The sequence below is a fragment of the Bacteroides sp. Marseille-P3684 genome, assembly GCF_900291465.1.
Classification (GTDB): Bacteria; Bacteroidota; Bacteroidia; order Bacteroidales; family Bacteroidaceae; genus Phocaeicola_A.
The window spans coordinates 1,446,650-1,473,241 of the sequence record NZ_LT985808.1 but is presented as its reverse complement, the minus strand read 5'-3'; the positions used below and the strand labels follow the sequence as shown (position 1 = coordinate 1,473,241).

General features: G+C 50.0%; 17 protein-coding genes, 1 tRNA gene and 3 pseudogenes. 20 read left to right on the top strand and 1 reads right to left on the bottom strand.

The window, feature by feature from the left end; translation table 11 throughout:
• The first annotated feature begins 5 nt into the window (after nucleotides 1-5).
• The 15 genes and pseudogenes from thiL to C8275_RS05525 all read left to right on the top strand — a co-directional run bounded on the left by thiL (nucleotide 6) and on the right by C8275_RS05525 (nucleotide 13,686).
• The gene (thiL, locus tag C8275_RS05585) at nucleotides 6-1,046 is read left to right on the top strand and encodes a thiamine-phosphate kinase (protein WP_022383656.1); all 1,041 of its coding nucleotides are present in this window, start codon (nucleotides 6-8) and stop codon (nucleotides 1,044-1,046) included.
• Nucleotides 1,047-1,210: 164 nt separating this feature from the next.
• Nucleotides 1,211-1,283, top strand: a tRNA-Phe gene (locus C8275_RS05580).
• A gap of 750 nt (nucleotides 1,284-2,033) precedes the next feature.
• Nucleotides 2,034-2,801 (top strand): DDE-type integrase/transposase/recombinase, encoded by a 768-nt coding sequence (locus tag C8275_RS05570; protein WP_106484421.1) that lies wholly within the window; start codon nucleotides 2,034-2,036, stop codon nucleotides 2,799-2,801.
• A 42-nt stretch (nucleotides 2,802-2,843) separates the two neighbouring features.
• On the top strand, nucleotides 2,844-3,008 hold the full coding sequence (locus C8275_RS05565) for a hypothetical protein (RefSeq protein WP_199881870.1): 165 nt from the start codon (nucleotides 2,844-2,846) through the stop codon (nucleotides 3,006-3,008).
• On the top strand, nucleotides 2,995-3,945 hold the full coding sequence (gene rhuM, locus C8275_RS05560; protein ID WP_106484420.1) for a Fic family protein: 951 nt from the start codon (nucleotides 2,995-2,997) through the stop codon (nucleotides 3,943-3,945). The genes C8275_RS05565 and rhuM overlap by 14 nt, the downstream gene beginning before the upstream one ends.
• A pseudogene (gene dinD / locus C8275_RS05555) lies at nucleotides 3,942-4,763 on the top strand (DNA damage-inducible protein D); the annotation flags it as partial. The gene rhuM and the pseudogene dinD, both read left to right, overlap by 4 nt.
• A gap of 509 nt (nucleotides 4,764-5,272) precedes the next feature.
• Nucleotides 5,273-6,151: a penicillin-binding protein activator LpoB gene (locus C8275_RS05550; protein ID WP_234395710.1), complete on the top strand. Its 879-nt coding sequence runs from the start codon at nucleotides 5,273-5,275 to the stop codon at nucleotides 6,149-6,151.
• 5 nt (nucleotides 6,152-6,156) lie between these two features.
• Entirely contained in the window at nucleotides 6,157-7,425 is a 1,269-nt protein-coding gene (locus C8275_RS05545) for a DUF6175 family protein (RefSeq protein ID WP_157948190.1), read from the top strand.
• A gap of 5 nt (nucleotides 7,426-7,430) precedes the next feature.
• Nucleotides 7,431-7,496: pseudogene (locus C8275_RS14965) on the top strand (zinc-ribbon domain-containing protein); the annotation flags it as partial.
• A 27-nt stretch (nucleotides 7,497-7,523) separates the two neighbouring features.
• On the top strand, nucleotides 7,524-9,119 hold the full coding sequence (locus C8275_RS05540; RefSeq protein ID WP_157948189.1) for a C25 family cysteine peptidase: 1,596 nt from the start codon (nucleotides 7,524-7,526) through the stop codon (nucleotides 9,117-9,119).
• 6 nt (nucleotides 9,120-9,125) lie between these two features.
• A pseudogene (locus tag C8275_RS14960) lies at nucleotides 9,126-9,191 on the top strand (zinc-ribbon domain-containing protein); the annotation flags it as partial.
• An 81-nt stretch (nucleotides 9,192-9,272) separates the two neighbouring features.
• On the top strand, nucleotides 9,273-11,435 hold the full coding sequence (locus tag C8275_RS05535) for a zinc ribbon domain-containing protein (protein WP_106484416.1): 2,163 nt from the start codon (nucleotides 9,273-9,275) through the stop codon (nucleotides 11,433-11,435).
• 14 nt (nucleotides 11,436-11,449) lie between these two features.
• Nucleotides 11,450-11,728, top strand: coding sequence for a hypothetical protein (locus tag C8275_RS14710; RefSeq protein ID WP_199881869.1), 279 nt, complete (start codon nucleotides 11,450-11,452; stop codon nucleotides 11,726-11,728).
• On the top strand, nucleotides 11,712-12,878 hold the full coding sequence (locus C8275_RS05530) for a tetratricopeptide repeat protein (RefSeq protein WP_199881957.1): 1,167 nt from the start codon (nucleotides 11,712-11,714) through the stop codon (nucleotides 12,876-12,878). Before C8275_RS14710 ends, C8275_RS05530 begins: the two co-directional genes overlap by 17 nt.
• Before the next feature lie 4 nt (nucleotides 12,879-12,882).
• On the top strand, nucleotides 12,883-13,686 hold the full coding sequence (locus tag C8275_RS05525) for a hypothetical protein (RefSeq protein WP_157948186.1): 804 nt from the start codon (nucleotides 12,883-12,885) through the stop codon (nucleotides 13,684-13,686).
• Between the two features lie 176 nt (nucleotides 13,687-13,862).
• On the opposite strand, the gene C8275_RS05520 is transcribed toward C8275_RS05525, so the two are convergent.
• Nucleotides 13,863-14,423, bottom strand: a complete 561-nt coding sequence (locus C8275_RS05520) for a flavodoxin (protein ID WP_106484413.1) — start codon at nucleotides 14,421-14,423, stop codon at nucleotides 13,863-13,865.
• Between the two features lie 1,387 nt (nucleotides 14,424-15,810).
• Between C8275_RS05520 and C8275_RS05515 the strand changes: the two genes are divergently transcribed.
• Genes C8275_RS05515 through C8275_RS05495 form a run of 5 tightly spaced genes read left to right on the top strand, consistent with a single transcriptional unit; the run spans nucleotide 15,811 to nucleotide 26,574 of the window.
• Nucleotides 15,811-18,936, top strand: coding sequence for a TonB-dependent receptor (locus C8275_RS05515; protein WP_106484412.1), 3,126 nt, complete (start codon nucleotides 15,811-15,813; stop codon nucleotides 18,934-18,936).
• A gap of 12 nt (nucleotides 18,937-18,948) precedes the next feature.
• Nucleotides 18,949-20,850 carry a RagB/SusD family nutrient uptake outer membrane protein gene (locus tag C8275_RS05510; RefSeq protein ID WP_106484411.1) on the top strand — a complete coding sequence of 634 codons (1,902 nt, stop codon included), beginning with the start codon at nucleotides 18,949-18,951 and terminating at the stop codon, nucleotides 20,848-20,850.
• A 34-nt stretch (nucleotides 20,851-20,884) separates the two neighbouring features.
• Nucleotides 20,885-23,728, top strand: coding sequence for a SusC/RagA family TonB-linked outer membrane protein (locus C8275_RS05505; RefSeq protein ID WP_106484410.1), 2,844 nt, complete (start codon nucleotides 20,885-20,887; stop codon nucleotides 23,726-23,728).
• A 20-nt stretch (nucleotides 23,729-23,748) separates the two neighbouring features.
• Nucleotides 23,749-25,524, top strand: a complete 1,776-nt coding sequence (locus tag C8275_RS05500; protein ID WP_106484409.1) for a RagB/SusD family nutrient uptake outer membrane protein — start codon at nucleotides 23,749-23,751, stop codon at nucleotides 25,522-25,524.
• Nucleotides 25,525-25,569: 45 nt separating this feature from the next.
• Nucleotides 25,570-26,574, top strand: coding sequence for a DUF5627 domain-containing protein (locus tag C8275_RS05495; protein WP_106625736.1), 1,005 nt, complete (start codon nucleotides 25,570-25,572; stop codon nucleotides 26,572-26,574).
• Nucleotides 26,575-26,592: the final 18 nt, after the last annotated feature.

Here is a 26,592-nt window from a genome sequence, read left to right as displayed (position 1 = left end):
CAACTATGCAAGAGAAACAACGAACAGAAATTGCCACACTCGGCGAGTTCGGACTGATACGCCGCCTCACCGAGGACATCAAGCTGGAAAATACTTCGACCCGATATGGAGTGGGCGACGATGCCGCCGTGCTCTCCTACCCCGACAGTGAAGTGCTGGTGACGACCGACCTGCTGATGGAGGGGGTACACTTCGACCTGACTTACGTCCCCCTGAAGCACCTGGGCTACAAATCCGCCATGGTAAACATCTCCGACATCTATGCCATGAACGGTACGCCGCGTCAGATGACCGTGTCGCTTGCCCTGTCGAAACGGTTCAGCATCGAGGACATGGAGGAGTTCTATGCCGGACTGAAGCTCGCCTGTGCCGCACACCACGTGGACATCGTCGGCGGCGATACGACCTCATCGCTCACGGGACTTGCCATCAGCATCACGTGCATCGGCGATGCACCGAAGGACCGGATCGTCTACCGCAATGGTGCCCATGAGACGGACCTCATCTGCGTAAGTGGCGACCTGGGGGCTGCATACATGGGACTTCAGCTGCTCGAACGCGAAAAGAAGGTCTTTGAAGGCCAGCAGGAGGTCAATCCGGACTTTTCAGGCAAAGAGTACCTGCTGGAACGTCAGCTGAAGCCCGAAGCACGCGGAGACATCATCCGCAAGCTTGCCGAACATCACATCCTGCCCACTGCCATGATGGACATTTCCGACGGCCTTTCATCGGAGCTGATGCACATTTGCAGCCAGAGCCATACCGGTTGCCGCATCTACGAAGAACGCATTCCCCTGGACTACCAGACGGCAGTCATGGCGGAGGAGCTGAACATGAATGTCACGACGTGTGCCTTGAACGGCGGTGAGGACTATGAATTGCTGTTCACCGTACCTTTGGCCGACAACGAGAAGGTCTCCCAACTGGACGGCATCCGCATCATCGGTTACATCACCAAGCCCGAGCTGGGACTGGCCCTCATCACCCGTGACGGTCAGGAATTCGAACTCAAGGCACAGGGTTGGAATCCGCTGCGCGAATCTTAGGCCCCTCATGCCTCTTTCCTAAAGCCTCTTTCCCGCCTGAATGTGTTCATTCCGGGAAGGAGGCTTTAGCCTTTTCCACTTTTTTCGCGTTTTTCTGCAAAAAAGTGCCCATTCCTATTGCATGATAAAATATTTTCTCTACCTTTGCACACGCAAAACAAAACGGTGCCATAGCTCAGTTGGTAGAGCAAAGGACTGAAAATCCTTGTGTCCCCGGTTCGATTCCTGGTGGCACCACTTTAAAAGAAACGCTAATCGCTTAGGATATAAGATGGTTAGCGTTTTTCTTTTGTTCCAAGGGTTCCGAATTGGGGGGCACAAATTATCTATTACATTACCCAAATTATCTATTACATTGCCCAAATCTGTAATAAAAGTATCTCCAAATGGTTTTTCAATAAATTCATATTTAGGAACTATACTACCAAGATTTTTCGTATATTTGCGCTGTCAGCAAATGATATGACGGAGACCTTTGAAAGAGCATTTTGCTCCGGTAGTGCGGTATCATTTGCTGATTTCTTTTTTCTATGTCCCCTTATTTTGTCGTTGGCTATTCATGGATGGGCGCCTCGGCTGTGACAATCCTCGAGTCGATGTAAATCTTCCCATTCATCATAAAACCGCACGATTCTCCTTTGGAGGAGCGGGAGAATCGTATAGGGTCTGTAAGTTCCACATCGGATTCGTTATATATTACAGAATCGCCATGATAAAAGCGGTGTTCACGAATTTTTTCATCCTGTACTATTGCCATTTCAGCATATACAAAGGAATTAGAATTTCGCCCCATTATAGAAAATAGTCTTTTTATATATAAATAAAATATAAAATAATTATCTTTGCACAGAACTCGCATAGGGACCGATATATGATTATGAACAAACAGATATCAGAATGCATCCGGTCCTATGAGGAGGTACAGCCGTTAATGGAATTAGTGGCTACTGAAAAAAGAGAACTAAATGCAACGTATATACTGTCTTTATGGCACCTATAAAACTCAATAACAAAAGTATGAAGTACGATGAAAATAAAAGAATTACAATGTGGTATAAAATTCATCATTTGCTATCCAAGCGGTTCAAGAAATCGCAAATAGCCCGGCTACCGAGAGTACACAGAAGCTCCGTCATCCGATATTGCAAGATGTCGGAATCGGAATTGCTGTCCCGTCTGTCCTCCGGAGGAAACCGTCCGGAAAAGCAGGGAAAATATGAGTCCTATGTGAAGGAAACTCTTTGTAAACATCCCGGACTCTCAGCAGCACAAGTCGGTGACTGGATTAAGGAATATGGCCCGTCAATGCCTTCGGAATCCAACAAGACTATCTATAATGTTGTCTGCAAAGTCCGGAAGAAATACGATATACCTAAGGTTACTCCATCCAAGCGCATCTACGAGAAGCTGCCTGACACCCCATATGGACAGGAAGCCCAGGTTGATTTTGGAGAAGCGTGGATGAGGAAGGAAAATGGCATAAGCATCAAAATCTATTTCTTTACACATGAACCTGCCTTTCAGTTCTGGCAAGGCAAACCGAGGAAAATCATCTATGACCAGGACAAGATTTTCACCCATCGTGAGGACCTGGGAGACTACATCCTGACAAAAGCATTCCATACATTTGTCAAGGAACAGAATTTCCAACCGGTATTTTGCCGGAAGGCAGATCCGGAATCGAAGGGTAAGATTGAGAATGTCGTGAAATACGAGAAAAAGAATTTCTTCTATGGGCGAACCTTCACGACATAGAAACACTTGTTGGAAGAAATCGAAGTGAAAGGTTAATCGCTTGTGCCTAGCAAGTACATCGAGTTCAAGAACCGAGACGAAGGCATCGATTTCGATACCCAGATGAAACGGCTGCAAGGCGAGATGCGTGAACTGCTCCGGCAAGAAGAAGAGATCAAAAAAGAGTTGTTGAACCTGTTTAAAGAATTAGGATATGGACTTGAATGACAAGATTGTAATTTACAGCATTGCTGATGGACAAACATCCATCAACGTAAAATTGGAAAACGATACGGTATGGCTCTCGGCTAACCAGATGGCCACTTTGTTTGATCGGGATGAAAAGACTATACGAAAGCACGTTAATAATGTCTTTTCCGAATGTGAATTGGAAAAAGCTAACAACACGCATTTTTTGCGTGTTGATGGGGTAAAACAACCTGTTGCCTTTTATTCCTTGGATGTCATTATTTCGGTAGGCTATCGTGTAAAAAGCCAGCGTGGCACACAATTCCGCATTTTGGCCAACAAGGTACTGAAAGAGTATCTGGTGAAAGGCTATGCCGTCAATAAGGCCTTGACGGAACAACGCTATACGGAACTGAAGCAATTGGTAGCTGTCTTGGGCAGAACAGTCAAAGCACAAGAAGCATTGACTTCTGATGATGCGCTCAATTTGGTAGAGGTGGTTTCCGACTATGCCTATGCCCTTGATACCTTGGATAAGTACGATTACCAGCAACTGGCTGTGGAACAAACAACCAACGAAGCAAGGTTTCATGCGACCTACGAGGGAGCTATGCAAGCCATTGAAGAGTTGAAGGCGAAGTTTGGCGGAAGCAAATGGTTTGCCCATGAGAAAGACGATTCGTTTAAAAGCTCCATCGGTCAGATTTATCAGACTTTCGGTGGGCAAGACCTCTATCCGTCCGTGGAGGAGAAAGCTGCCATGTTGCTTTATCTGGTCACAAAGAATCATTCGTTCAGCGATGGCAACAAGCGCATTGCTGCCACGCTCTTCCTGTGGTTCATGGCAGGAAATGGTATCCTTTACAATCAGGACGGTACGAAGCGCATAGCTGACAGGTGTAATGTATTAAGGATTAACGAAAGCCTAAAGTCTCAATATACAAGAATATTAATCCGCAAAATCAAGAAGCAATGAAAGCCGAAGAAATCATAGAACTGTTCCGCCAGTTTGAATCCATCGCAAACGAATATAAGGGTGTGGAATGCTGGAGCGCAAGAGAACTCTCTACTCTATTGGGCTATGCCCAATGGCGTAACTTTGAGAATATCATAGAGAAAGCAAAAACTGCATGTGGGAATGCAGGACAAGAAGCTGCGTATCATTTTGCTGACGTCAGCAAAATGATAGACTTAGCGAAAGGTGCTCAACGTGAGATAAATGACTATATGCTGACGCGCTACGCCTGCTACCTTGTGGCCCAAAATGGAGACCCGCGCAAACCACAAGTAGCATTCGCACAAAACTATTTTGCAGTGCAGACACGCCGGGCAGAACTTGTACAGAAACGAATATTGGAGTATGAACGCGTTATGGCACGTAACCAATTGGCAGAAACAGAAAACCGTTTGTCGGGCATCCTATATGAACGCGGGGTAGACAGCAAAGGATTCGGCATCATTCGTTCCAAAGGCGACAAGGCTTTATTCCATTTGGACACTGCATTATTAAAACGTAAATTAGGTGCTCCCGACAATCGACCTTTGGCTGATTTTCTTCCGACAATCAGCATCAAAGCCAAGGATTTTGCTGCAGAAATGACTTCCGTGAACGTACAACAAAAAGATTTGCACGGACAAGAACCAATCACTCGTGAACACGTGGACAACAATACAGCCGTGAGAAATATGTTGCTACAGCGTGGAATTGTTCCAGAGCAATTGCCTGCTGGAGAGGATGTGAAGAAGGTAGAACGACGATTGAAGTCTGAGGAAAAATCACTGACCAAGAAGCAAACACAAAGAAATCGTCTAAAAAAGGAAAGGAGTAGAAAATGCTTTGTAAGAATTGTAATCGGGTTAAAGGAAGAAAATGACACATCTTATTTGTGCATAAAAAAGAAGGGGCGCTTTTTGATACACCCTCTTCTAAATGAGTCCCATTGTTAGCCGTTGTCAGCCGACACTTTCCATATACAGTAATAATAATCAACGATTCTCCTATAAACAAAGTAGGGAATAGACTTAGACCATTAATAACTATCTTAACAAAACAAAAAATAATAGGAAAGATGGAGCGAAGCGAATGTTTTTGCTTATGGTCTTTGTAATATAAAAATTTTTCTATAAACTTGCCACTGTTTATCAGTTAAACCAATATAATATCTCTTTTATCAACCCTTTAGGTAGGAATAAGAGAGTAAACTTAGAGATATAAAAAACTATTAAACAGCTGATAAACTCTCATATTAAAACGAGATAAATCCATCAAATTATACAAACATTAAACTAAAAAACATAAAGCCATGAAATTAAAAACATTAATGCTCACATTATCCTGGTTATTAGGATTCTTCACAATGTATGGACAAGTAAAAGAAAAGCCCGTAGTTTTTGTTGACTATTTTGACGCTCCTTCGAATGCAAACAAGGCCTTAATAGAGACTTTAAGAGGGAAAGTAATAGAAGGCATTCAGGAGACACAGCGTTTACAAGTCATAGATGTGGCTTCGCATGCAGAATTGAAAGACGAAGCTGAACGCCGCAAAAGCGAAAGCGCCATGGGAGACATGACTGCACGTACTTCAGAAATGCGAACATTGGGAGCCGATTATATCATTACGGGCACTATAGCAACGATGACAGCTACAGAGCAGAGAGACAGTGACAATAAACTGTACTACAAGGGAAGCATACACTGGACCATAAAAGTGATTGATGCTGCAACAGGAACCTTGAAAACCACTCAGACTTTTGACCATTCAGGATTTACAGGAAGCAGAGGGGATACCCGTAATGAAGCCATAGCCAAGACTTGTGACTATGCAAAAAACAGCATGGACAATTTTGTGAACGAAACTTTTCCAATAGAAGGCTTGATCTTAAAGGTAGAGACTGTAAAAAAGGATAAAGCTCAGACTGTTTACATTGACTTGGGAAATGCACAAGGAGTAACAGACGGTCAGCGTTTTAATGTATTCCTGGAAACCGACATCGCCGGAGAAATCGGTCGTACAGAAATCGGAGCCTTAAGTGCAAAGGAGGTAGTCAGTGCACAGCGCACCCTGTGCAAAGTTACAAAAGGTGGTAAAGAAATTCAGGAAGCTTTCCAGAAAGGACAGAAACTGATTGTCATTTCCAGGAAAGGGACTGTGATCGACTCATTCACCAAAAGTCTGTTCTAATGATTATGAAGAAGTTGGGAGTTATCTTGGTGATGCTTGCACTATTTGCAGTTTCATCATGGGGACAAACAGAATATTCGACTTCAGCAACATTGGTCAGCTCCTCAGACGAGGTGCTGACCTTACAATCACTTGGAGTAAGTGACAAAAAGAAAGAAGCTGTTCCTAATGCAATAAAATCTGCATTCTACACATTGTTCTACCGGGGAATCAGTGGCTATAATAACAATAAGCCGCTGATCCAAAGGAATAACCAATACTATGTAGACAAGTTCTTAGACAATCGTTATACCATGTTTGTCAGATCGTCCAAGACACTGAGTGAACCGGAGAAACTGTCAGATACCAAACAATATAAAGCTCAGGTTGAAGTCAGTATCCTGATCAAAGCGCTTGTAAAAGACTTGGTATTTGAAAAGTTAATGGATAATCCTTTGTCGGAAGTGACGATGGAAGACACAAAGAAGGAAATCGGGCTGCCAAGCATCATGGTCGTTCCCTATAAGAAAGAGGATGAATCCTATCAGTCTATCCTTCAAAATGATTTTGACCGTCGTATGGCAGTGTCAAAAGTTCAAGATGGATTTAACCAGCTGGGAGTAACCACGGTTGACTTTGAAGGCAGACTGAATGCAATGTGGCGCAGCATGGATTTTAATGCCAATACTGCGGATTCCGATGAAAAGAGTCTGCTGATGAATTCAGATGCGGACGTCTATGTGATTGTAGACATCCAGAAGGATATATCTTCCACAGAAGGCAGTCGCGTTTCACTGAATATGAAAGCCTATGAAACAGCGTCTGGAAATATCCTGGCATCACGTCAGGAATGGACTAACCGGTTTCGTACAACAGAGTTGGACCGGCTGTGTGTATATGCCGTAGAAGGACAGCTAAAAGGCTTTCTTGATGATATAGCCCTGAACTTCGCTCGCACAATCGGAGACGGAACATCTGTTGTCCTGCACATAGCCAAAGGACCGCAATCCAAATTAGACCTGAATTCGCAGGTGGGACCACAGAAATATATTCTTTCCAGTCTGATCAGACGCTGGGTACGTGCCAATGCTCAAGATGGACGATTCCATTTACGGGGTTTGGTGCCCGAGGCTATGATTTTTGATGATATCAAAATACCATCAAAGGATGCAGACGGTCTGCCAATGAATGCGGCACAGTTTGGAGACAATCTGCTGTTTTATCTGAATTCAGAAGTAGGGGTACCCTGTGAAATGAAACTGGATGGAAAGACAATCTATATTACCTTAAATTAAATGCTATGAGTTTCTGCTACAACTGCGGTTCCAGAATAGAACCCGGAGATCGTTTTTGCCCGGCATGTGGTGCTGCTGTAGAAACTATTTCCGGGGAGATGGAAACATCCTATGCAGCAAACGATTCAAACGCTGCCTATGGCTATCTGTTTACCAATCTGGAATTGCTGGCTCTCAGACTGAAGGTTACACAAACTCGTATAAGGAAAATCTTGAAAGCTTATATAGAGGCACGTAGCCAACAGGGGATTTTTTATAGCATTGTGGATGTGTCCTGTTATGAGCCCAAGCTTGCCGTCAATCAGGTAGCCGGCAGAGTGTATCAGCTTGTTCCGGAAGACGATTGGAAAGTATACCAACGATTGTTGACAGACCAATATACGTATGACACAGAAACTGACGGCAAAAACGTACGCTACCTGTTTATTATCGGAGGAAATGACATCATTCCTATGCCGGAACTCCCGCATTATATCAATCCTGGCGAAACGATTGATTCTGATCTCCCGTATAGTTTCTTATATGGGAAACAGACTTTAAAGATGCTGGCTGACCACACCCTGCTTGCCAAACCGCAGATGATGCATGCCGGACGTCTTCCGGTGTCACCGGATATGGACATCAGCTGCTTTGAGGCATATTTAAAGCGCGTCATTCAGGTAGCCGACCAAGGGATTGATTTTTCCGGAATTTATGGACAGGTTGATAACAGTTGGAAAGTGGTCAGTTCGCTGATTACGGAACAGTTTCGGACCAGCAACTGCTTTGTTCCCAGTCCGAGTGATGACGAGACTTATATTTATGACTCTTTGGTGCTGACACCGGACGTTACCCGGACGAATATAAGACAATTCTTTCATCCTGAGGCGTCTATTTATTATTTCAACATGCATGGCAGTGACGCTCCTGGCATGGCAGGCTTTTATGGCATACAGAATGGTCGTAACATAGAAGGAATCACTCCCACCGAATTAGGTAGCGTACGAAAGCCTAATGTTGTCGTAACCGAAGCCTGTTATGGTGCTCGTTTCATCCAGAAGAACGCGAAAGAATCGATGCTGGTGTCTTCAATCAACAACCAGACCGTACTGTTCCTGGGGGCTTCACGAGTAGCCTACGGATGCACAGATGATTTGTTGAAAAACAAGCAATGTCCCTTGATTCAGGCTGATATCATGGCAGGCGTCTTTATGCACACTTTGTGTATGGGATATACAGCCGGAGAAGCTCTCATGCTGGCGAGGAAGGCCTTATTGTCCACCCTTGATATCTCCAATTCTCATCTGGTCACGTTGATCGAGTTCAACTTGTTTGGCGATCCGGCCCTATCTATTTTCTCGGAATATGAAGATGAATCAGAAGAGGAGGAGTCTGCTGCAAGTCCTATACTCTGTGCTCATGCCGAGTGTATAGAGGTAAGAACGGTTTATGACTGCTCCGGCAGCGGCTCTTTATTGGATCGGCTCCGTCAATCGGTAGACCGGAATATGCAGGAAATCATAGATTATATTAACCAAGAGCTGTATACTGTTTATGGCATAAAACCTCGTTCACTGACACGTGCTTTTGAAATTCGAAGCGCCTCCGGACGCAAATCCATGCTTTATCAGTTTGCCGGAAATTATGGAAATGAAATTCTGGTAAGCATGAATGGGAAACATCAAATCATAGAAATATTAACCTCGAAAATATAGAAAACCATGAATTGTATATCTTGTGGTGCTCCTTTAAGGCCCGATGCTAAATTTTGTACCCGATGCGGAGCTAAACAGCCTGTGAATGAACCCCAGAATACCCCAACCCCAGTTACAAAACCAACTGATGGGAGTCAACCGAATCCCATAACAATGATCAAGCAGAAAATATTCTGGAACATTGTACGTGGAGAAATTGTACATCGTTTTAATGAAGTCGAACTCCTCAATTATGATTCTGCTCAAGGATTGATTGTCAATGACGGCACAACAGCTTATATCAAATCGAACGGAAAGCTGTTAATGGTATTGCACGGAGGCAACTATGATTTCATCAATCCGGTGGAACTGGAACGAATCCTTCAGAGTCGTGTAGATGGGAAACTAATATCCAAGTTCAAAAGAGGCTGGCGCTTCATCACGAATCTGTTTTGGGGGAAGAAGGTCATTGAGCAGATTCAAGAACCGAAAGAAAATGAATTGCAGAAGCTACAGTCATTTGATCAGGTCATCGAATATATGAAAAGCGGAGAATTATTCTCCGTAACATTGAAGTTGGACAAGGAATTCCTTTTGGTAATAGGTGACCTGAAAGAAGCTGAAGGAGGTGAAACGGATTTGCTTCCCATGAGCATACGGACCCGCTATCACGATATACAGGCAGAAGTGCGAGCCTTTTTCCATATTACAGACTTCGAAGCCTTTTCTTCCTACTATCTGGGTGACAACGACCGGGTAACAAGCAAAGGGTTGGCACAAGAAATCATGCCACAGGTAAAGGCTGTATTACAGGAACTCTTGAGAGACTGTGAACTCAAGGACACACGTATTCCGGACTCCATTTATGCCCAGATCAAACTACGCTTGCAAGCGCTGGATTTCCATGGTCTTACGATGAAAGAGCTTGTAGAGATTGCGATTGACAACGAAGACCTGGAACGTATGCATGCCTTGGCGCGTGAAATGTATCTTTCTGAACAGGAAATGGATTACCTGAGGAGAACGAATGATTTCAAGAATCGCCTGGCTACCGTGGAGAACCAGCAGAAAATCGACGAAGCACGGACAGACCTGGAACTATTCAGGAGTTTGCAGGAAATCAATAAGGATCAATTACTCGCACAAGATGAATTTGACAAGTTTTACATGGTTCTCTCGCGGGAAAAAAGAATCCGGGAAGCACAAAGTGCTTTGAATGAAGCACAGGCAATGGACCAGGTACAAGCTTCACTTGATGAAATCCAAAGAACCGGTCTGCTGCGACAGGAAGAAATGGAAATCATGAAATTCCAGATTCAGGAACGTGCCTACAAGCGAGGCTTTGCCGTCAAGCTGATGCAGCTGACCGATGCTGCCGAATATGAAAAAAGCAGACTGGGTAGCGAACAAGAGCTGGAAATGATGAAACTGGCCCATCAGCTGGAGATTGTCCAGGCACAGGACAAACTGGAGGAAGAGCGCTTTTACAAAGCCCTGCAACGGAGACAGGATGAACAGCGGGCGAACCTGGATTTTGAAAGAGAGAAACTTAAACTGCAAAATGACCAGACGCTGTTTGCCTATGATTTGGCTGAAAGAGGACAGCGCTCACAGATGGAGCGCCTGCAGGCAATGGAACGTCTGGATGCAGAACTGGAAGACCGGGCATCTGAACGTCGGATAAAAGAACGGCAACAGGAATTTGACTATTCCCTGCGCATGACGCAGGAGCAGCAACAGACGGAAAGAGAACGGATACAGGCTCAACAGAATATGTCGTATGAGCAGATACTGGCTGCACGGAGTGATTTGGACGCAACTGCTCAGGCAGAATTGGCACGCTCTGTTTCTGCCGGCAAAAATGCTGAACGGGAACGGGAAATTGCAGAAGAGAAGCTTCGTCAGGCAGAAGCCTATCAGGACCGCATGGAACGGGAACGCCAGGCTGCCGCTGATGAACGCCGTCAGAAAGACAGTGACATGAAGGAAATGATGATGGAAATGATGCGCAACATGAGTGCCATGTCGAACAACATGGTGCAAAGTCGGAACGAGCAGCGGGAAGAATACCGTGAGGAATTGCACCGGGAGCAAGAACGCCATGACATTCATCAGGATCGTGCATTGAACTATACGACCCGCTATCCGCAGGGAAATACCGTGATTATACCTGCAAAAGAAGGGGGACCGTCACAGAAGGCACAACAAAGCATGCAACAAAACGCACAGCCGACGGCAGAACAGCCCAAACAGCTCGCTCACAAAGAGTGTCCTCATTGCCACCGGCTTTACACAGCCGATGCGCGTTTCTGTGAGAACTGTGGAATTGAAATCTAAAAAAAACAGGAACAATGGAAGTGCAGGGTACGCTTTTGATGAGGTATCGGAATCGTGATTCGAAATCGGAAGGATGGTATACGTATTTACTGACAAATGACTTGCAGCTTTATCAACTATATCGTCCGGAGAATTTCCCCATCAACGATTCCTTCTTCTATGATTTCGACCGGAAGGACGTAGTCATTACCGGAGAACTGTCGGATGACAAGAAATATCTTTCCGTGGAATCACTGGTTGAGACAAACGAAGTTGCACCAAAAAAAGAACAGGAAAATGAAGAAACATTGTAAATATTGCGGCGAATTTGAGGTAACTCCTGATGAAAATTTCTGTCCGAAATGTGGAACTCCTTTTATGGAAGAGGAGACCGTGACGGATGTGGCAAACAATCCTTTACCTTCGTCGGGACAACCGACCACAATCCAACAGGATAACCGGATACATAAAGGGGATAAGGTAACCATCGGAGGAGATAACTTCAATGCGCAGAACGTAGACAACCGAACGGTAACAAATACCAGCAATACGACTATCAACAATATTAATAATATTGTAGACGAAGGTCGTAAGGTCGTGCAATGCGAGCTGTCCGGCAAAACGGTACAAATCATTGACACCGTAGTATGTCCCAAGTGTAAAAGACGTATTTCAAAAGAATACTATGTAGAAAATGCCTTGATGTGCCGTGAGTGTTACCAGAAAAGGATAAGTGAGGGACAGAAAGCAGGCATTCCTCCTTTGACTCCGGGAAACAACATGACGTCTACTGAAACGACAGGCTCAACAAAAACAGCAGTAGAACCTATAGACCCCAATACCACATCCAAGCCCATTAACAAAGGACCTCTCATTTACGGAGGTATTGCAGTTGGCGTAGCTTTAATAGCCGGATTGATATTTTGGGGAAATGGCAGAGATGATTCCAAGTCGGAACCGGACTTGAAGCCTGTGGAGATGCAGCAGACTCCCCCTCAAAAAGAGACGCCCCCTGCAACGACGGTCCAACCGAACCTGGAGACAACATCAAGGGGTGCAAGAAAGACAACAGAAAAGGCTGAAAAAACGGTGGAGACTCCCAAGCCAACACCCAGCCAACTGGAACTCGGACAGAAAGCTTATGCTGCAGGTGAATATACAAAGGCTTCACTCTATCTGGAGAAAGCCTTGCAGGGAGGAAAGGCGGAAGCTGCTTATTATCTGGGCATGATGTACAAGCAGGGGAAAGGAGTCACCAAGAATGTCAGAAAATCTTTTTCGTATATGAAACAGGCTGCAGAAGGTGGAGCTTCTGATGCTTTTTATGAACTGGCTGAGATGTATCGTCTGGGACAGGGCACCGAGTCCAACCGTACCCTGGCTAAGAAATGGTATGAAGAAACGATAACCTCCAATGCCTTGAATGCAGATAAAGCAGAGAAGGCCTTAAGCAGATACAGATAAGGTTATGGGAAACTTCTTTAAAGATTTACTTCACCAGTCTTATGGAGAACGGATGCGGGACGAGCAAGTCAATCCGTTCTCTAATCCATTTTCTACAGAAGATGTGTTCAGTGTACCTGCTGAAGACCACTCTGACTGTTTGGCACAGGAAGGGGTATTCCAGTGTTCTTTGATTATTATCGAAGATTCACAATGGACAGACCGACGTGTGAAGGTAGACCCCCGAATTGATGAAAAATCAAAACTCATCCTGAAAACATTCAATGAGATGCTGGTGAAGATTTATCATCCGAACATGTCCCGGAATGTACGTTTGCTGTCATACGAAAAGAGAGAATCCTGCGATTGCTGGGACTTCTCGGCACTCATCAGCAGCTTGTCTAGAGTACTTGAAATCGAGCTGAATAATTCGATTGTACAGTGGATACGCTGCCAAAAAGGAATCGAAATGCCCCGCTATTATAATCGAGTCAAGCCAGGACATAATGCCAGGATTTCCGACAAGATTGATTTGAACGAAGCGGACAGGGAGCATAACAATGAACTCCGCACACAGACTCTCGGAAACATAAAGTTCCTGATGGAAGGTTTCCAAAAGCAAATGCCGGAGTCGTTGGCAGCCATCGCTTCCGGATTATGTAAAAAATGGGAGGAAATCCGGGAGGCACGCAACATGTCATCCCATACATCCGTTACGGATGAAAAGGCTTTTCTAAACTTCTACAAGGTATTTTGCATGATTATGGAAAGAGGATGGTTTACGACCTTGATGGACCTGAAGCTAGATTTGAGAGGAGATCATTCATGAGGTGTGACAATAAAGAGCTCTTACAACCTCATTTCCCCAACAGCGAGACGCACGCAAGTCCCTGTCCATCCATGGCGCAGATGATTTTCACATCTCAATCAATATCCCCCAAAACAGTATTGCCACAGACTGACGACAGAACTTGACATGCGTCTCCATGCTTTCATCCGAAGCCGTCACTTCAGACTTTCCACCCACTGCTGGAGGGTGGCACGGTCTGCGCGGTTCAGCAACTTGCCGTCCTTCCAGTTCAGGTCGGGATAGCTCTGTTTCAGCTTAGCCACACTGTTGCCTATTCCGCTGCCGCCCGAAGTGGCAAAGGGGACCAGTGTCTTGCCCTTCAGGTCGTGACTCTCGATAAACGTGTTTATGACGCGTGGTGCCTGGTCCCACCAGATGGGATAACCGATGAACACCACCTCATAAGCCGAGAGGTCTGTCCCGGGTGCTTTCAATGCCGGACGGGACTTCGGGTCATTCATTTCCACACTGCTGCGCGACTGCTGGTCGTGCCAGTCGAGGTCGGCAGACGTGTAAGTCTTCTCGGGAACAATCTCATGGAGCGTGCCGCCCGAGACCTCGGCAAGCGCCTTGGCAGCCCTGGCTGTCGTCCCTGTAGCCGAAAAATACGCTACCAATGTTTTACGTGCTTCCATAGACTGATTGTCTTTCTTTTGGGCGCAAGCGGTGAAGCCGAATGCCACGATTGCCGCAAGCGTCAGTAATAACTTGTTCATAGCTGTAGATTCTTGTTCGATAGCAAAGATAAATCCTTTTAAAAAATACGGACGTATCCAAATTACGGACATTCCTACCTTCTTTACAGATGGAGGCGGCACAACAGCTGCACACCATCCTTGAAACACACCGACGATGAAAATCAAAATGTCAAAGTGTCAAACGAATCGCCTGAGAGTGCCCTTCCTCGCGTCCAAATACGAGTTGGAACGCAGAACAGGCATTCTCGGGCGATTCGCCAGATACACATTGACATCACTCTTCCATCTTCCCTACCCTATTGAGCACCATACCCCAATACATCCATCATTTGGAAGGCATATTCACCCCATAACATTTCAAAATAACACTTTCCGAATCACCATCTTCTGACGCAAACCAGAAGTAAATGAATGTTAAGCGGGAGAGGTATTTGTTAAATCAAAGAACAATCTTGACATTCAGGTGCCAAACACAAGTGTTTGACGAGTCAAACAATATTGTTTCACCCGCCAAACAATATTGTTTGGGAGTGTTAACGATATTGTTTGGGAGGTCGAACACGTGTGTTTGAGTGCATAAATATGTGTGTTTCCCCTTCAGAAGGAATATCTATGCAGTTCGTTCTGCATGGATATTCTTAAAAAAAACTACTTTGCGCGTTTTTACAAAATGACGCGTTAGCCGAAACCCTCCTTTTCGATTGTTTTGTCAAGCAAAAGGAGAAATATTGCATCATTTTGTTCAGCGGAAGCCGGATAAAAAGCGGACGGGAACCTCCTCACGCCGACGATGTGTTCCTGAAGTGCTTCCGCCGAACAGCCTGGAGGTATACAAAAAGATGACAACAACCCCGGTGCCTGACCCCGGAGACAGGGGTTCTTTTCTGACCTGTCACAGGTGCAAATTTTGACATTCCGACTTGTCACATCGCCCGTTGTTAAGAGTCTTCAGTCTTCTTTTCCTCTTTTTTCTTAAGAATATCCGTTATAAACGTTCAACTAATTATATAATAAATATTTACATTATTCTTATGTATCACAATCAAAGAATTTTGAAACATAGAGAAAGTATATAGTAATAAATATGTAACACTGGTGAAGTTTTACGTTACACGTTCTTTATCTTCTTTAACATCCAGTACGTAATTTTAGGGTCAGAAAGAGCGGCGTGGATGTAGTCTTCGAGACAAAACATACACGAAGCTCTACGTGCCTGTTTATGGCGCATTGAAAACATACCTGATTATTCACTCCTTAATAATCGCAACCATGAAAGCAAAAATCAACGACGACGGGTAGACACCTCCCTCACGGAAACATTCCTCGCTGCAAGAGGGAGGATTTGAGTAAATCAATCGGACACGGTTGAAATGAATTATTGGTTTAATCTCTAAACTAAAGATTAATGAAAAATGTTAGTAACAAACTGAAGAAATTTCCTGCCTTGTGCTTATCCCTGTTGTTTTGCAGCACAACAATGTGGGCGCAGCAACAACGAACGGTGAAGGGTACGATTTTGGACGATAACGGAGAACCCATCATCGGTGCTTCCATCATAGTAAAAGGCAACAATCAGATCGGAACTATTTCCGACATCGACGGTAACTTCACCCTGAAGGTTCCCGAAGACAACTCTCTCCTTGTCATTTCATTCATCGGCATGCAGTCGCAGGAACTGCGCATCCCGAAAAACGGTGTGATGAAAGTCGTGCTCAGCGACAACACCGAGCTCCTCGATGAAGTGGTCATCGTGGGTTACGGTCAGCAGAAGAAGGCTTCGGTCGTGGGTGCCATCACACAGACCAACGCCAAGGTTCTGGAACGTACGGGTGGTGTGTCCGACCTGGGTTCGGCATTGACCGGTAACCTGCCGGGCGTCATCACCATGTCCAGTACGGGTATGCCGGGTGAGGAAGACCCGCAAATCGTCATCCGCGGCATCAGTACGTGGAACAACTCTTCACCGCTGATTCTCGTCGATGGTGTGGAACGACCCATGAGCGGCATCGACGTGAACTCGGTCGAATCGATTTCCGTACTGAAGGATGCATCGGCAACCGCCGTCTACGGTGTGAAGGGTGCCAACGGCGTCATCCTGATTACCACCAAGCGCGGACAGGAGGGCAAGGCAACCATCGACGCGTCGGTGAGCATGGCCATGAAGATGCCCTCGAAGCTCCCCAACAAGCTGGACTCGTATGACTCTTTCAACCTGCGCAACCGGGCTGTGGAACATGAGTTGGGACTGACGCCCGACTCCTGGCAGCACATGATGTCGCAGAGCGAGATGGACAAATACCGCCATCCTGCCAACCTCGCCGAGGCAGAGCGTTACCCCAACGTCGACTGGGCGGACTGGATGTTCAAGGATGTGGCCTATTCGGAGAACGCCAACGTGAGCATGAGCGGCGGTACGTCGTTCGTGAAGTATTATGCCTCCATCGACTACCAGCACGAGGGTGACTTGTTCAAGGAGTATGACAACGGACGGGGTTACCAGACGACCTACGGCTACGACCGTGTGAACATGCGCAGCAACCTCGACTTCCAGCTGACGAAGACGACCTTGCTGAAGACCAACCTCTTCGGTTCCTACGGCGTCAAGCAGGGTCCGCGCACGGACTATGAATACACCATCTGGGGCAGTGTGTACACCACGCCGCCCAACGCCATGATGCCGCAATACTCCGACGGTACCTGGGGCTACAGCCCGGACAGTGACAACAACTCCGTGGCACAGCTTGCCCTGGCTCCGCAGAACACACGAACCACGACCCGACTGACCACCGACTTCATCCTGGAGCAGAAGCTCGACTTCATCCTGAAGGGGCTGAGCGCCCGAGCATCCATCTCCTGGGACAACGTGTTCCTGGAGAGCAACCGCGGTGCCTGGACGGACGACAAAGCCGACTACAAGTACATCAACCCGGAGACGGGAGAAGAGAGTCATCAGTACACCGAGGGTACCCACAACTTCGACTTCTTCCCGACAAACAACTGGAAGGCTGAAGGCGGAACCGTGGACAACAACGCCACCGAACGCCACCTTTATTATCAGGCTCAGCTCGACTGGGCGCGCCAGTTCGGCGACCACAACGTGACGGCGATGGGACTCTTCAGCCGTCAGGAGCGTACACGAGGCAGCATCGTGCCCCACTACCGCGAGGACTGGGCATTCCGTGTGACCTACAACTATGCCGACAAATACTTCTTCGAGTACAACGGCGCCTACAACGGTTCTGACAAGTTCTCCAGCGACCACCGCTTCGCCTTCTTCAACTCCGGCGCCATCGGCTGGATGATCAGCGAGGAGAAGTTCATGAAGCCGCTCAAGTTCATCGACCTGCTGAAGCTCCGTGCTTCTTACGGTGAAATCGGTAACGACGAAATCGGCAACGAGTGGGATGCCAACTACCGCTGGCTCTACATGACACAGTGGGAGACGGGCGGAAACATCCTCACGGGTCTCTACAACGCCGCCAGCCCCTACACGTTCTACCGCGAGAAGACCGTGGGCAACCCGGACATCCACTGGGAGGTAGTCCGCAAGTTCAACTTCGGTATCGACTACTCGTTCTTCGGCGGTCTGCTTGCCGGTAACGTCGAAATCTTCCGCGACCGGCGCACCGACGTCCTGCTCCAGGGTGCCAACCGTGCCACTCCGTCGTTCTTCGGCGGCATCACGCAGGCTCCGTGGGCAAACCTGGGAACCATTGACAACAAAGGTTACGAATTGGAGCTGCGCATCAACAAGACCTTGCGCAACGGACTCCACCTCTGGGGTAACTTCAACATGACCCACGCCATCAGCGAGGTTGTCGACGGCGACGACGCACTCTACAAGCCATACTATCAGAAAAAGGAAGGCAAGCCTGTCAACCAGACCTACACCTATGTGGACCATGGCTACACGCAGACCATCGACGACCTCTACGGCAGCACCGCCTTCGAGGCGCTCGACGACCAGAAGCTGCCGGGCATGTACCAGATTATCGACTACAACGGCGACGGTGTCATCAACAACGAGGACAACATCCCCTACGGCTTCTCCAGCAATCCGCAGAACACCTACAGCGGTTCAGTCGGCTTCGACTACAAGGGATGGAGCTTCTTCATGCAGTTCTACGGCGTGACGAACGTGACCCGTCAGGTGGTGTTCAGCACGTTCGACCAGAAACGCCTGATTGCCTACGACGAGGGTTCCATCTGGTCAAAGGACAACCCGCATCCCGACGTGCCTACGCCCCGCTTCGGCTCTTCGGTCAACAGCTACTTCCATGGCAGCCGTTACTTCTACGACGGTTCGTTCATCCGTCTGAAGAACATCGAGCTGGCATACACGTTCACCGACGGCTGGATCCGCCATCTGGGTCTGTCGAGCCTGAAGCTCTATGTCAACGGCAACAACCTCTGGGTACACACCAAGATGCCGGATGACCGCGAATCGAACTTTGCCGGAACGGGCTGGGCTTCGCAAGGCGCTTACCCGACGGTGAAGCGTGTGAACTTTGGTCTTAAATTCACCTTATAAACTAGAGACACCATGACGATAAAGAATCACTTACGTACCTTATTATATACAGGGCTCCTGACTGCGTCCTTCGGTCTGACTTCGTGTGAAGACTACTTGGAGAAGACCCACGAGAGCACTGTTTCGGAAGAAGATGCCTTCAAGACCTTCCGCACCTTCCAGGGTTTCACGGAAGAGCTGTACTACTGCCTCCCCGACCATGCACACTGCTACTGGCAGAACTCCTTCAACTGGGGTGAGGACGAAATCATCTCCTTCGGTAAAGACTATTTCATGGGCTACAAGATCGACCTGGGCGACTTCTGGGGCTGGCAGTCGGGCTTCGACGGCTGGGGCTGCTGCTGGATGGACGGCAGCAATGTTTCGTCGACCTCGACCGACCGTATGCAGAAGAAGTTCTGGCCGCTCGCCTGGTATGGCATCCGCAAGACGAACGTCGGCCTGGCAAACCTTGACAAACTCATCAACGCCACCGACGAGGAGCGCAACCTCATCGAGGGACAGCTCTACTTCTTCCGTGGCTGGTTCCACCTGATGCTCATCGAGTACTTCGGCGGCATGCCTTACATCGACACCGTGCTGTCGGCATCCGAACCGCTGAGCAATCCGCGTCTGAGCTACCAAGAGTGTGCTGACCTCATTGCCGAAGACCTGCGTCGGGCAGCCGACCTGCTCCCCATCGACTGGGACAAAACGACCGCCGGAGCTGCCACGTTGGGCAACAACCAGCAACGCATCAACAAAATCATGGCACTGGCATTCCTCGGCAAGAACTACCTCTGGGCAGGCAGTCCGCTGATGAACTACGAGTCCCAGGGCAGCCGCACCTACAACGCCGACTACTGCAAGAAGGCAGCCGACACCTTTGCCGAGCTGCTGGAGCTGGTGGAGAGCGGACAGACACAGTACGCCCTCGTAGACTTCGACCACTACTCGGACATCTTCTACACCTATCAGCAGAACGCCATGAACCCCGGTTCGACGGAAGCCATCTTCCAGAGCCCGATGTACGACTGGTGGATGGGTTCGGGATGGAGCCTCGGTCCTCAGTTTGTCGGTTCCAACCAGTCGGGAGAAACGAACTCCACGCTGTTCACGCCGACAGCCAACTATGTGAACTACTTCGGTATGGCTAACGGACTTCCGCTCGACGACCCCGACTCGGGCTTCGACCCCGAATATCCGTGGCGCGACCGTGACCCCCGCTTCTACAACGACTTCATCTATGACGGCGTGCAGACCATCGAGAACCTGAGTGCCCTGAGTGCCGACCAGCGCGACAAACAGAAAATCCAGTATGCCAACCTCTACACCGGCGGCAACTACCGCGACGAGGTGAACGAGAGCCGTACGGGTTACCTGCTGCGCAAGTTCACTCCGCTCGCAGTCAACTACTACGACCAGGGCATCCGTGACTACGGCGACGCCCTGACCATCCAGATCAGCTGGATGCGTCTGGCAGACGTCTACCTGATGTACGCCGAAGCTGCCGCCAACGGCTACGGTTCGGCAACCAGCTCGGCTCCGGGCTTCAGCCTGACAGCAGTCGACGCCATCAACCGCATCCGCGAACGTGCCGGCGTGGCTGACGTCAACAGCAAGTACACCGGCAACCTCGACGACTTCAACAGCGAAGTACGCCGCGAACGTGCCGTGGAACTCGCCTACGAGGGCTTCCGCTTCAACGACCTGCGCCGCTGGCTGCTCCTCACCGTCTACCCCTACAACATCAAGACCTCACAGGAGTTCGACCGTGTAGAGCTGAACACCGACGACCCGACGCAGAGCCGCGTGGCCAACTGGCGCGAGGAAGAAATCCTGCGACGCAACCTCTCGGAGAAGCACTACTGGATGCCTCTGAAGACCAACGACGTGACCATCTATCCCGAGTTCTACCAGAACCCCGGATGGTAATCGGTGAGTATGAACGACTAAAAACACAAAGAAGATGAAACACATACAAATAAGACCTGTTTTATGTATGACCTTTGCCGCCGCCTTCATGTACGCGCAGGCTCAGGAAGCCGAGACCGCCGCACCGGTCGCCCAGCTCGACTCACTGACCGCCAACGCCGAGGGTGAGCAGGTGCAAGTGGCCTATCGAAAAGTCAACCAGAACGACTTGCTGGGAGGTGTCTCGTTCGTCAACGTGGAGAAGCTGATGGAGAAGAACTACATCGGCAGCAACAGCTTGGCAGACATGCAGAGCTACGTCGGCGGATGGAACGGCAGCAACCTCTGGGGCATGGACAGCTATCTCGTGCTGGTGGATGGTGTACCCCGCGACGCCAACAACGTGTTGCCGTCTGAAATCGCACAAATCTCCTTCCTCAAAGGTGCACAGGCTGTGGTCCTCTACGGAAGCCGTGCCGCCGACGGTGTGATCTACATCACCACCAAACGGGGGCAGGCAGGCAAGACCCGCATCGACGTGCGGGGCAACACGGGCTTCCACGTGCCCGTCAGCTATCCGGAGTACCTGGGTGCAGCCGAATACATGACACTCTACAACGAGGCACGCCTCAACGACGGACTGGACCCGACCTACACGGACACCCAGATCTATCACACGGCAAACAAGACCAATCCTTTCCGTTACCCGGACGTGAACCTCTACTCGGACGAGTACCTGAAGAAGGCCTACAACGAGTCGGACGTGACGGCAGAAATCTCCGGCGGCTCGCAACGCGCCCGCTTCTACACGAATATCAACTTCTACAACATCGGTTCGCTCGTGAAGTTCGGCGAGGCGGACAACGACCACACCACCCGCTTCAGCGTCCGTGGTAACATCGATGTTGACCTGGGCGAATACGTACAGGCTTACGCCGACGCCAACGCCACGTTCTATGACGGACAGGGGGCACGCGGCAACTTCTGGACGGCAGCCGGCTCGCTCCGCCCCAACCGCATCACCCCGCTTATCCCCATTGACATGCTGATGCCCAACGACAAGACGGCATGGGACTATGTCAACTCGTCGATGTACCTCATCGACGGCAAGTACCTCCTGGGCGGTACGTCGCTCGACCAGACCAACGAGCTTGCCAACCTCCTCGTGGCAGGTACGAACACCTACACCAGCCGCCAGTACCAGTTCGACCTAGGTGTGAACGTCGACCTCTCGATGGTGCTGAAGGGACTTTCGTTCAAGACGATGTACGCCATCGACTACGCCACGACCTACAACCACTACTACGGCAACAGCTACGCCACCTACGAGCCGCAGTGGGGTAACGTCAACGGCAAGGATGTCATCATCGGACTGACCCAGTACGGACAGGACACCCACGACGGAACGCAGCACGTCGCTGACAGCTACGACCGCCAGACGATGACCTTCTCGGCACAGTTCGACTACCAGAACCGCTTCGGCGACAACCACAACGTGGCTGCCAGCCTCATCGCAGCCGGATGGCAACGGGGCGAGACTGCCGTCTATCACAAGACCAGCAATGTCAACCTCGGTCTCCAGCTCGACTATAACTACCAGAACAAGTACTACGCCAGCTTCGGCGGCGCACTGGTGCACTCCGCCCGTCTGCCGAAAAACAACCGCAACGCCTTCTCGCCCTCGCTCACCCTGGGTTGGCGTCTGTCAAAGGAGAACTTCCTGAACGACTCGCCCGTGGTGGATGACTTGATGCTGACGGCTTCCGCCTCCATCCTGAACACCGACCTCGACCTCACCGATTACTACATGTATGAGTCAACCTACGACTCGTCCAACGGTTCCTGGTGGGGATGGGCTGACGGTAACCAAAGCAAAGCTACCGAATCGCGCCGTGGTGCCAACCCGAACCTGGACTTCATCCAACGGAAGGAAGTCAGCGTCGGTCTGCGCGGCTCGTTGTGGAACAAGATGGTGTCGTTCGACGCATCGTTCTTCATGAACAGCGTGGAAGGTCTGCCCGTACAGGCACGCAACGCCTTCCCCAGCTACTTCTTCTCCTACTGGCCTGAGAATACTACGCTGATTCCCTACGTCAACTACAACAACAGCTCGCGCACCGGTTTCGACTTTGCCGTCAACTACAACAAGAAGTTCGGTGAGGTGGACCTGAGCGTCGGCCTGACGGGAACCTACTACACCAGCGAAAACACCAAGGTCGATGAGATGTATGACGAGGCTTACCGCTACCGCGAGGGCAAACCGACCGACGGTATCTGGGGCTACGTGACCGACGGCTTCTACAAGGACGAAGCCGACATCGCCAACTCCCCCGAATCGACCTTTGGCGAAGTGAAGCCGGGTGACCTGAAGTACGTCGACCAGAACAGCGACGGCGTCATCGACGACAAGGACGAAGTCTATCTGGGCGAAGTGTGGGGCTCCCCCTTCACCCTGGGTCTCAACTTTACCGTGAAATGGAAGAACTTCACCCTCTTCGCAGCCGGCAGCGGCTATTTCGGCGCAGCAGCCATGAAGAGCAGCGAATACTACTGGGTATATGGTGACCGCAAGTACTCCGAAGTGGTGCGTGGACGCTGGACACCGGAAACGGCATCGACAGCCACTTATCCGCGTCTGACCACCCAGAACAACACGCACAACTTCCGCAACTCGGACTTCTGGATGTACAAGAACGACCGCTTCAACCTTTCGAAGCTCCAGCTGACCTATGACCTGCCCAGCTCACTCTTCCATGGCTCGGTGGTACGCAGCCTGTCGGTCTATGCATACGCCAGCAACGTGTTCACCATTGCCAAGGAACGCAAGCTCTTGGAACTGAACACGAGTGCCGCCCCGCAGAACCGCTTCTACAACATCGGTTTCAAAATTGGTTTTTAACTGATTAATCACTTAGATTCATGAAAAAGACATTATTCATATGCTTGGCGGTTGCCGCCCTGACAGCCGGATGCGACGATCTGTTCACCCCTGCCGTTGAGAACATCAAGCAACTGGAAGACGGACGGACAGACCCTCAGTTTGCCGAGGGTATCCTGGCCAATGCCTATACGCGCAACCCCTACAACGCACAATCGTTCAATGACGTCGCTACCGACGATGCCGTGACCAACCAGACGGACAACACCTACCTGCTGATGGCGACCGGCTCATGGACGGCGAACAACAACCCCGTGAACCAGTGGGACGGCTGCAAGGCTGCCATCCAGTACATCAACATGTTCCTGAGCGAAGTGGAACAAACCAGCTTTGCCAAGGACTCCACCATAAACCGCCTGTTCCGCAACCGCCTCAAGGGAGAAGCCTACGGTCTGCGCGCCATGAACATGTTCTACCTCCTCCAGGCACATGCCGGCTGGACTGACGATGGACGTCTGCTGGGCGTCCCCGTAGTCAACGAGATGGAGACTGTCACGAGCGACTTCAACCGCCCGCGCAACACCTTCGACGAGTGTATCCAGGCCATCTATGACGACGTTGCCGCCGCCTTAGAAATCCTGCCGCTCGACTATCAGACCCTGTCGTCTGACGAAGAGATGCCGGAGTACTATCAGAAGATGGGCGTCTCGTTCTATGACTTCAACCGTGTCTTCGGCAACGAGTTCAAGACCCGCATGAGTGGACGCATCGCCATGGCATTCCGTGCCAAGGCTGCCCTGCTGGCTGCCAGCCCTGCCTTCGCCTCGGGCACAACCGTAACCTGGGCAGACGCCGCACGCTACAACGGCGAACTGCTCAACCTCATCGGCGGCGTGTCGGGATTGTCGGCAACCGGCAACACCTGGTACAAGAACAGTTCGGAAATCGACGGACTGGGTGCAGGCGAAAATCCGCAGGAGATGCTCTGGCGTCAGGGCAAGACCACCAATGACTACAGCCTGGAGCTTAACCAGTTCCCGCCCAGTATCCTGGGAGGCGGACAAATCAACCCGACGCAGAACCTCGTGGATGCCTTCCCCATGGCGAACGGCTACCCCATCGACGACCCCAACAGCGGCTATGACGACCAGAACCCGTACGCGAACCGCGACCCGCGTCTGAGCCTCTACATCGTGTACAACGGCAGCACCATGGGCAACAACAACACTGTCATCGACACCAGCGTCGACAACACCTCGAACAACGACGGTCTGAACCGCGAACAGGGCCACTCCACCCGTACCGGATACTACCTCCGCAAACACCTGCGTGAAGATGTCGTGCTCAACGCCAGCGGTAGCCACAACGGCCAGACACACTACGTGCCCCGCGTCCGCTACACCGAAATCTTCCTCAACTATGCCGAAGCCGCCAACGAGGCATACGGTCCGCAGGGAACCGGTGAATACGGCTTCTCCGCTTACGATGTCGTGAAGGCCATCCGTCAGCGTGCCGGCGTGGGAACCGACAACGGCGACGCCTACCTGGAGAGCATCAAGGGCGACAAGGACAAGATGCGCGAGCTCATCCGCAACGAACGCCGCCTGGAGCTCTGCTTCGAGGGCTTCCGCTTCTGGGACGTACGCCGCTGGCAGCTCGACATCAACGAGCCCGCCATGGGTATCCGCATCAGCCGCGGTGTCTACACTCCGTTTGAAGTCGAGGCACGCAGCTACCGTGACTACATGAACTTTGGTCCCATCCCCTACTCCGAGACGCTGAAGTACGACGCACTGGAGCAGAACAAGGGCTGGTAACACAGAAACGTTGAACTAACACATCAAACTTAACTCATGAAGATTATGAAAAGACTGACATCTATACTTGCTTTGGCAGCACTGACCCTCTTCCCGGCGTGTGAGAACGGAGACTGGTCGTTCCCCGACTACGACTACTCTACCGTCTACTTCGCCTACCAGTTCCCGGTACGTACCCTGACACTGGGCAACGATGAGGAGTATAACAACGACCTCGACAACGAGCACAAGTGTAAAATCAAGGCTGTCCTGGGCGGTGTGTATGAGAACGGAGCCAACCGCATCATCGACATCGAGGTGGACAACTCGCTCTGCGACGATCTCTACTTCAGCACGGGCGAAAAAGTGGAACCGATGCCTGCCGGCTACTACCAGCTGGCAGCCGACCAGATTGTCATCCCCAAGGGTGAAATCAGCGGCGGCGTGGAGGTGCAGTTCACCGACGCCTTCTTCGCCGACCCGAAGTCGCTCCTGACCAACTACGTCATCCCCTTGCGCATGACCGACGTGCAGAACGCCGACTCCATCCTGCAGGGACAGCCCAACGTGGACAATCCTGACCCGCGCATCACGTCCGACTGGGTAGAGCAACCCAAGAACTTCGTGCTCTACGCCGTGAAGTACGTCAATCCGTGGGACGGCATCCTGCTGCGCCGTGGAGTCGACCAGATTACCGCCGACGGAACCACCACGACCGTGGTACGTCATGGAGCAACAGTCGTGGACGACCAGACCGTGGAGTTCACCACCCGCTCGCTCACCGAAGCCGCATGGTCACTGGGACTGGGCAACAAGACCTGCAACCTCATCCTGAAGTTTGACGAGAACAACAAGTGTACGCTCAGCACCGACACCGAGGGATGCACCGTCAGCGGTACCGGCGAATATGTGCCTCACGGAGAAAAGAACTCGTTCAACAACAGAGACCGCGACGTCATCTACCTCGACTATACCGTCGACCTGGGAGACACGAAGTATGCCACCCGGGATACCCTCGTGATGCGCGACCGTCAGGTGAAGGGCGAGTGGTTCACCGTGACCAAACAATAGGAACTCAAGTAATGGAAC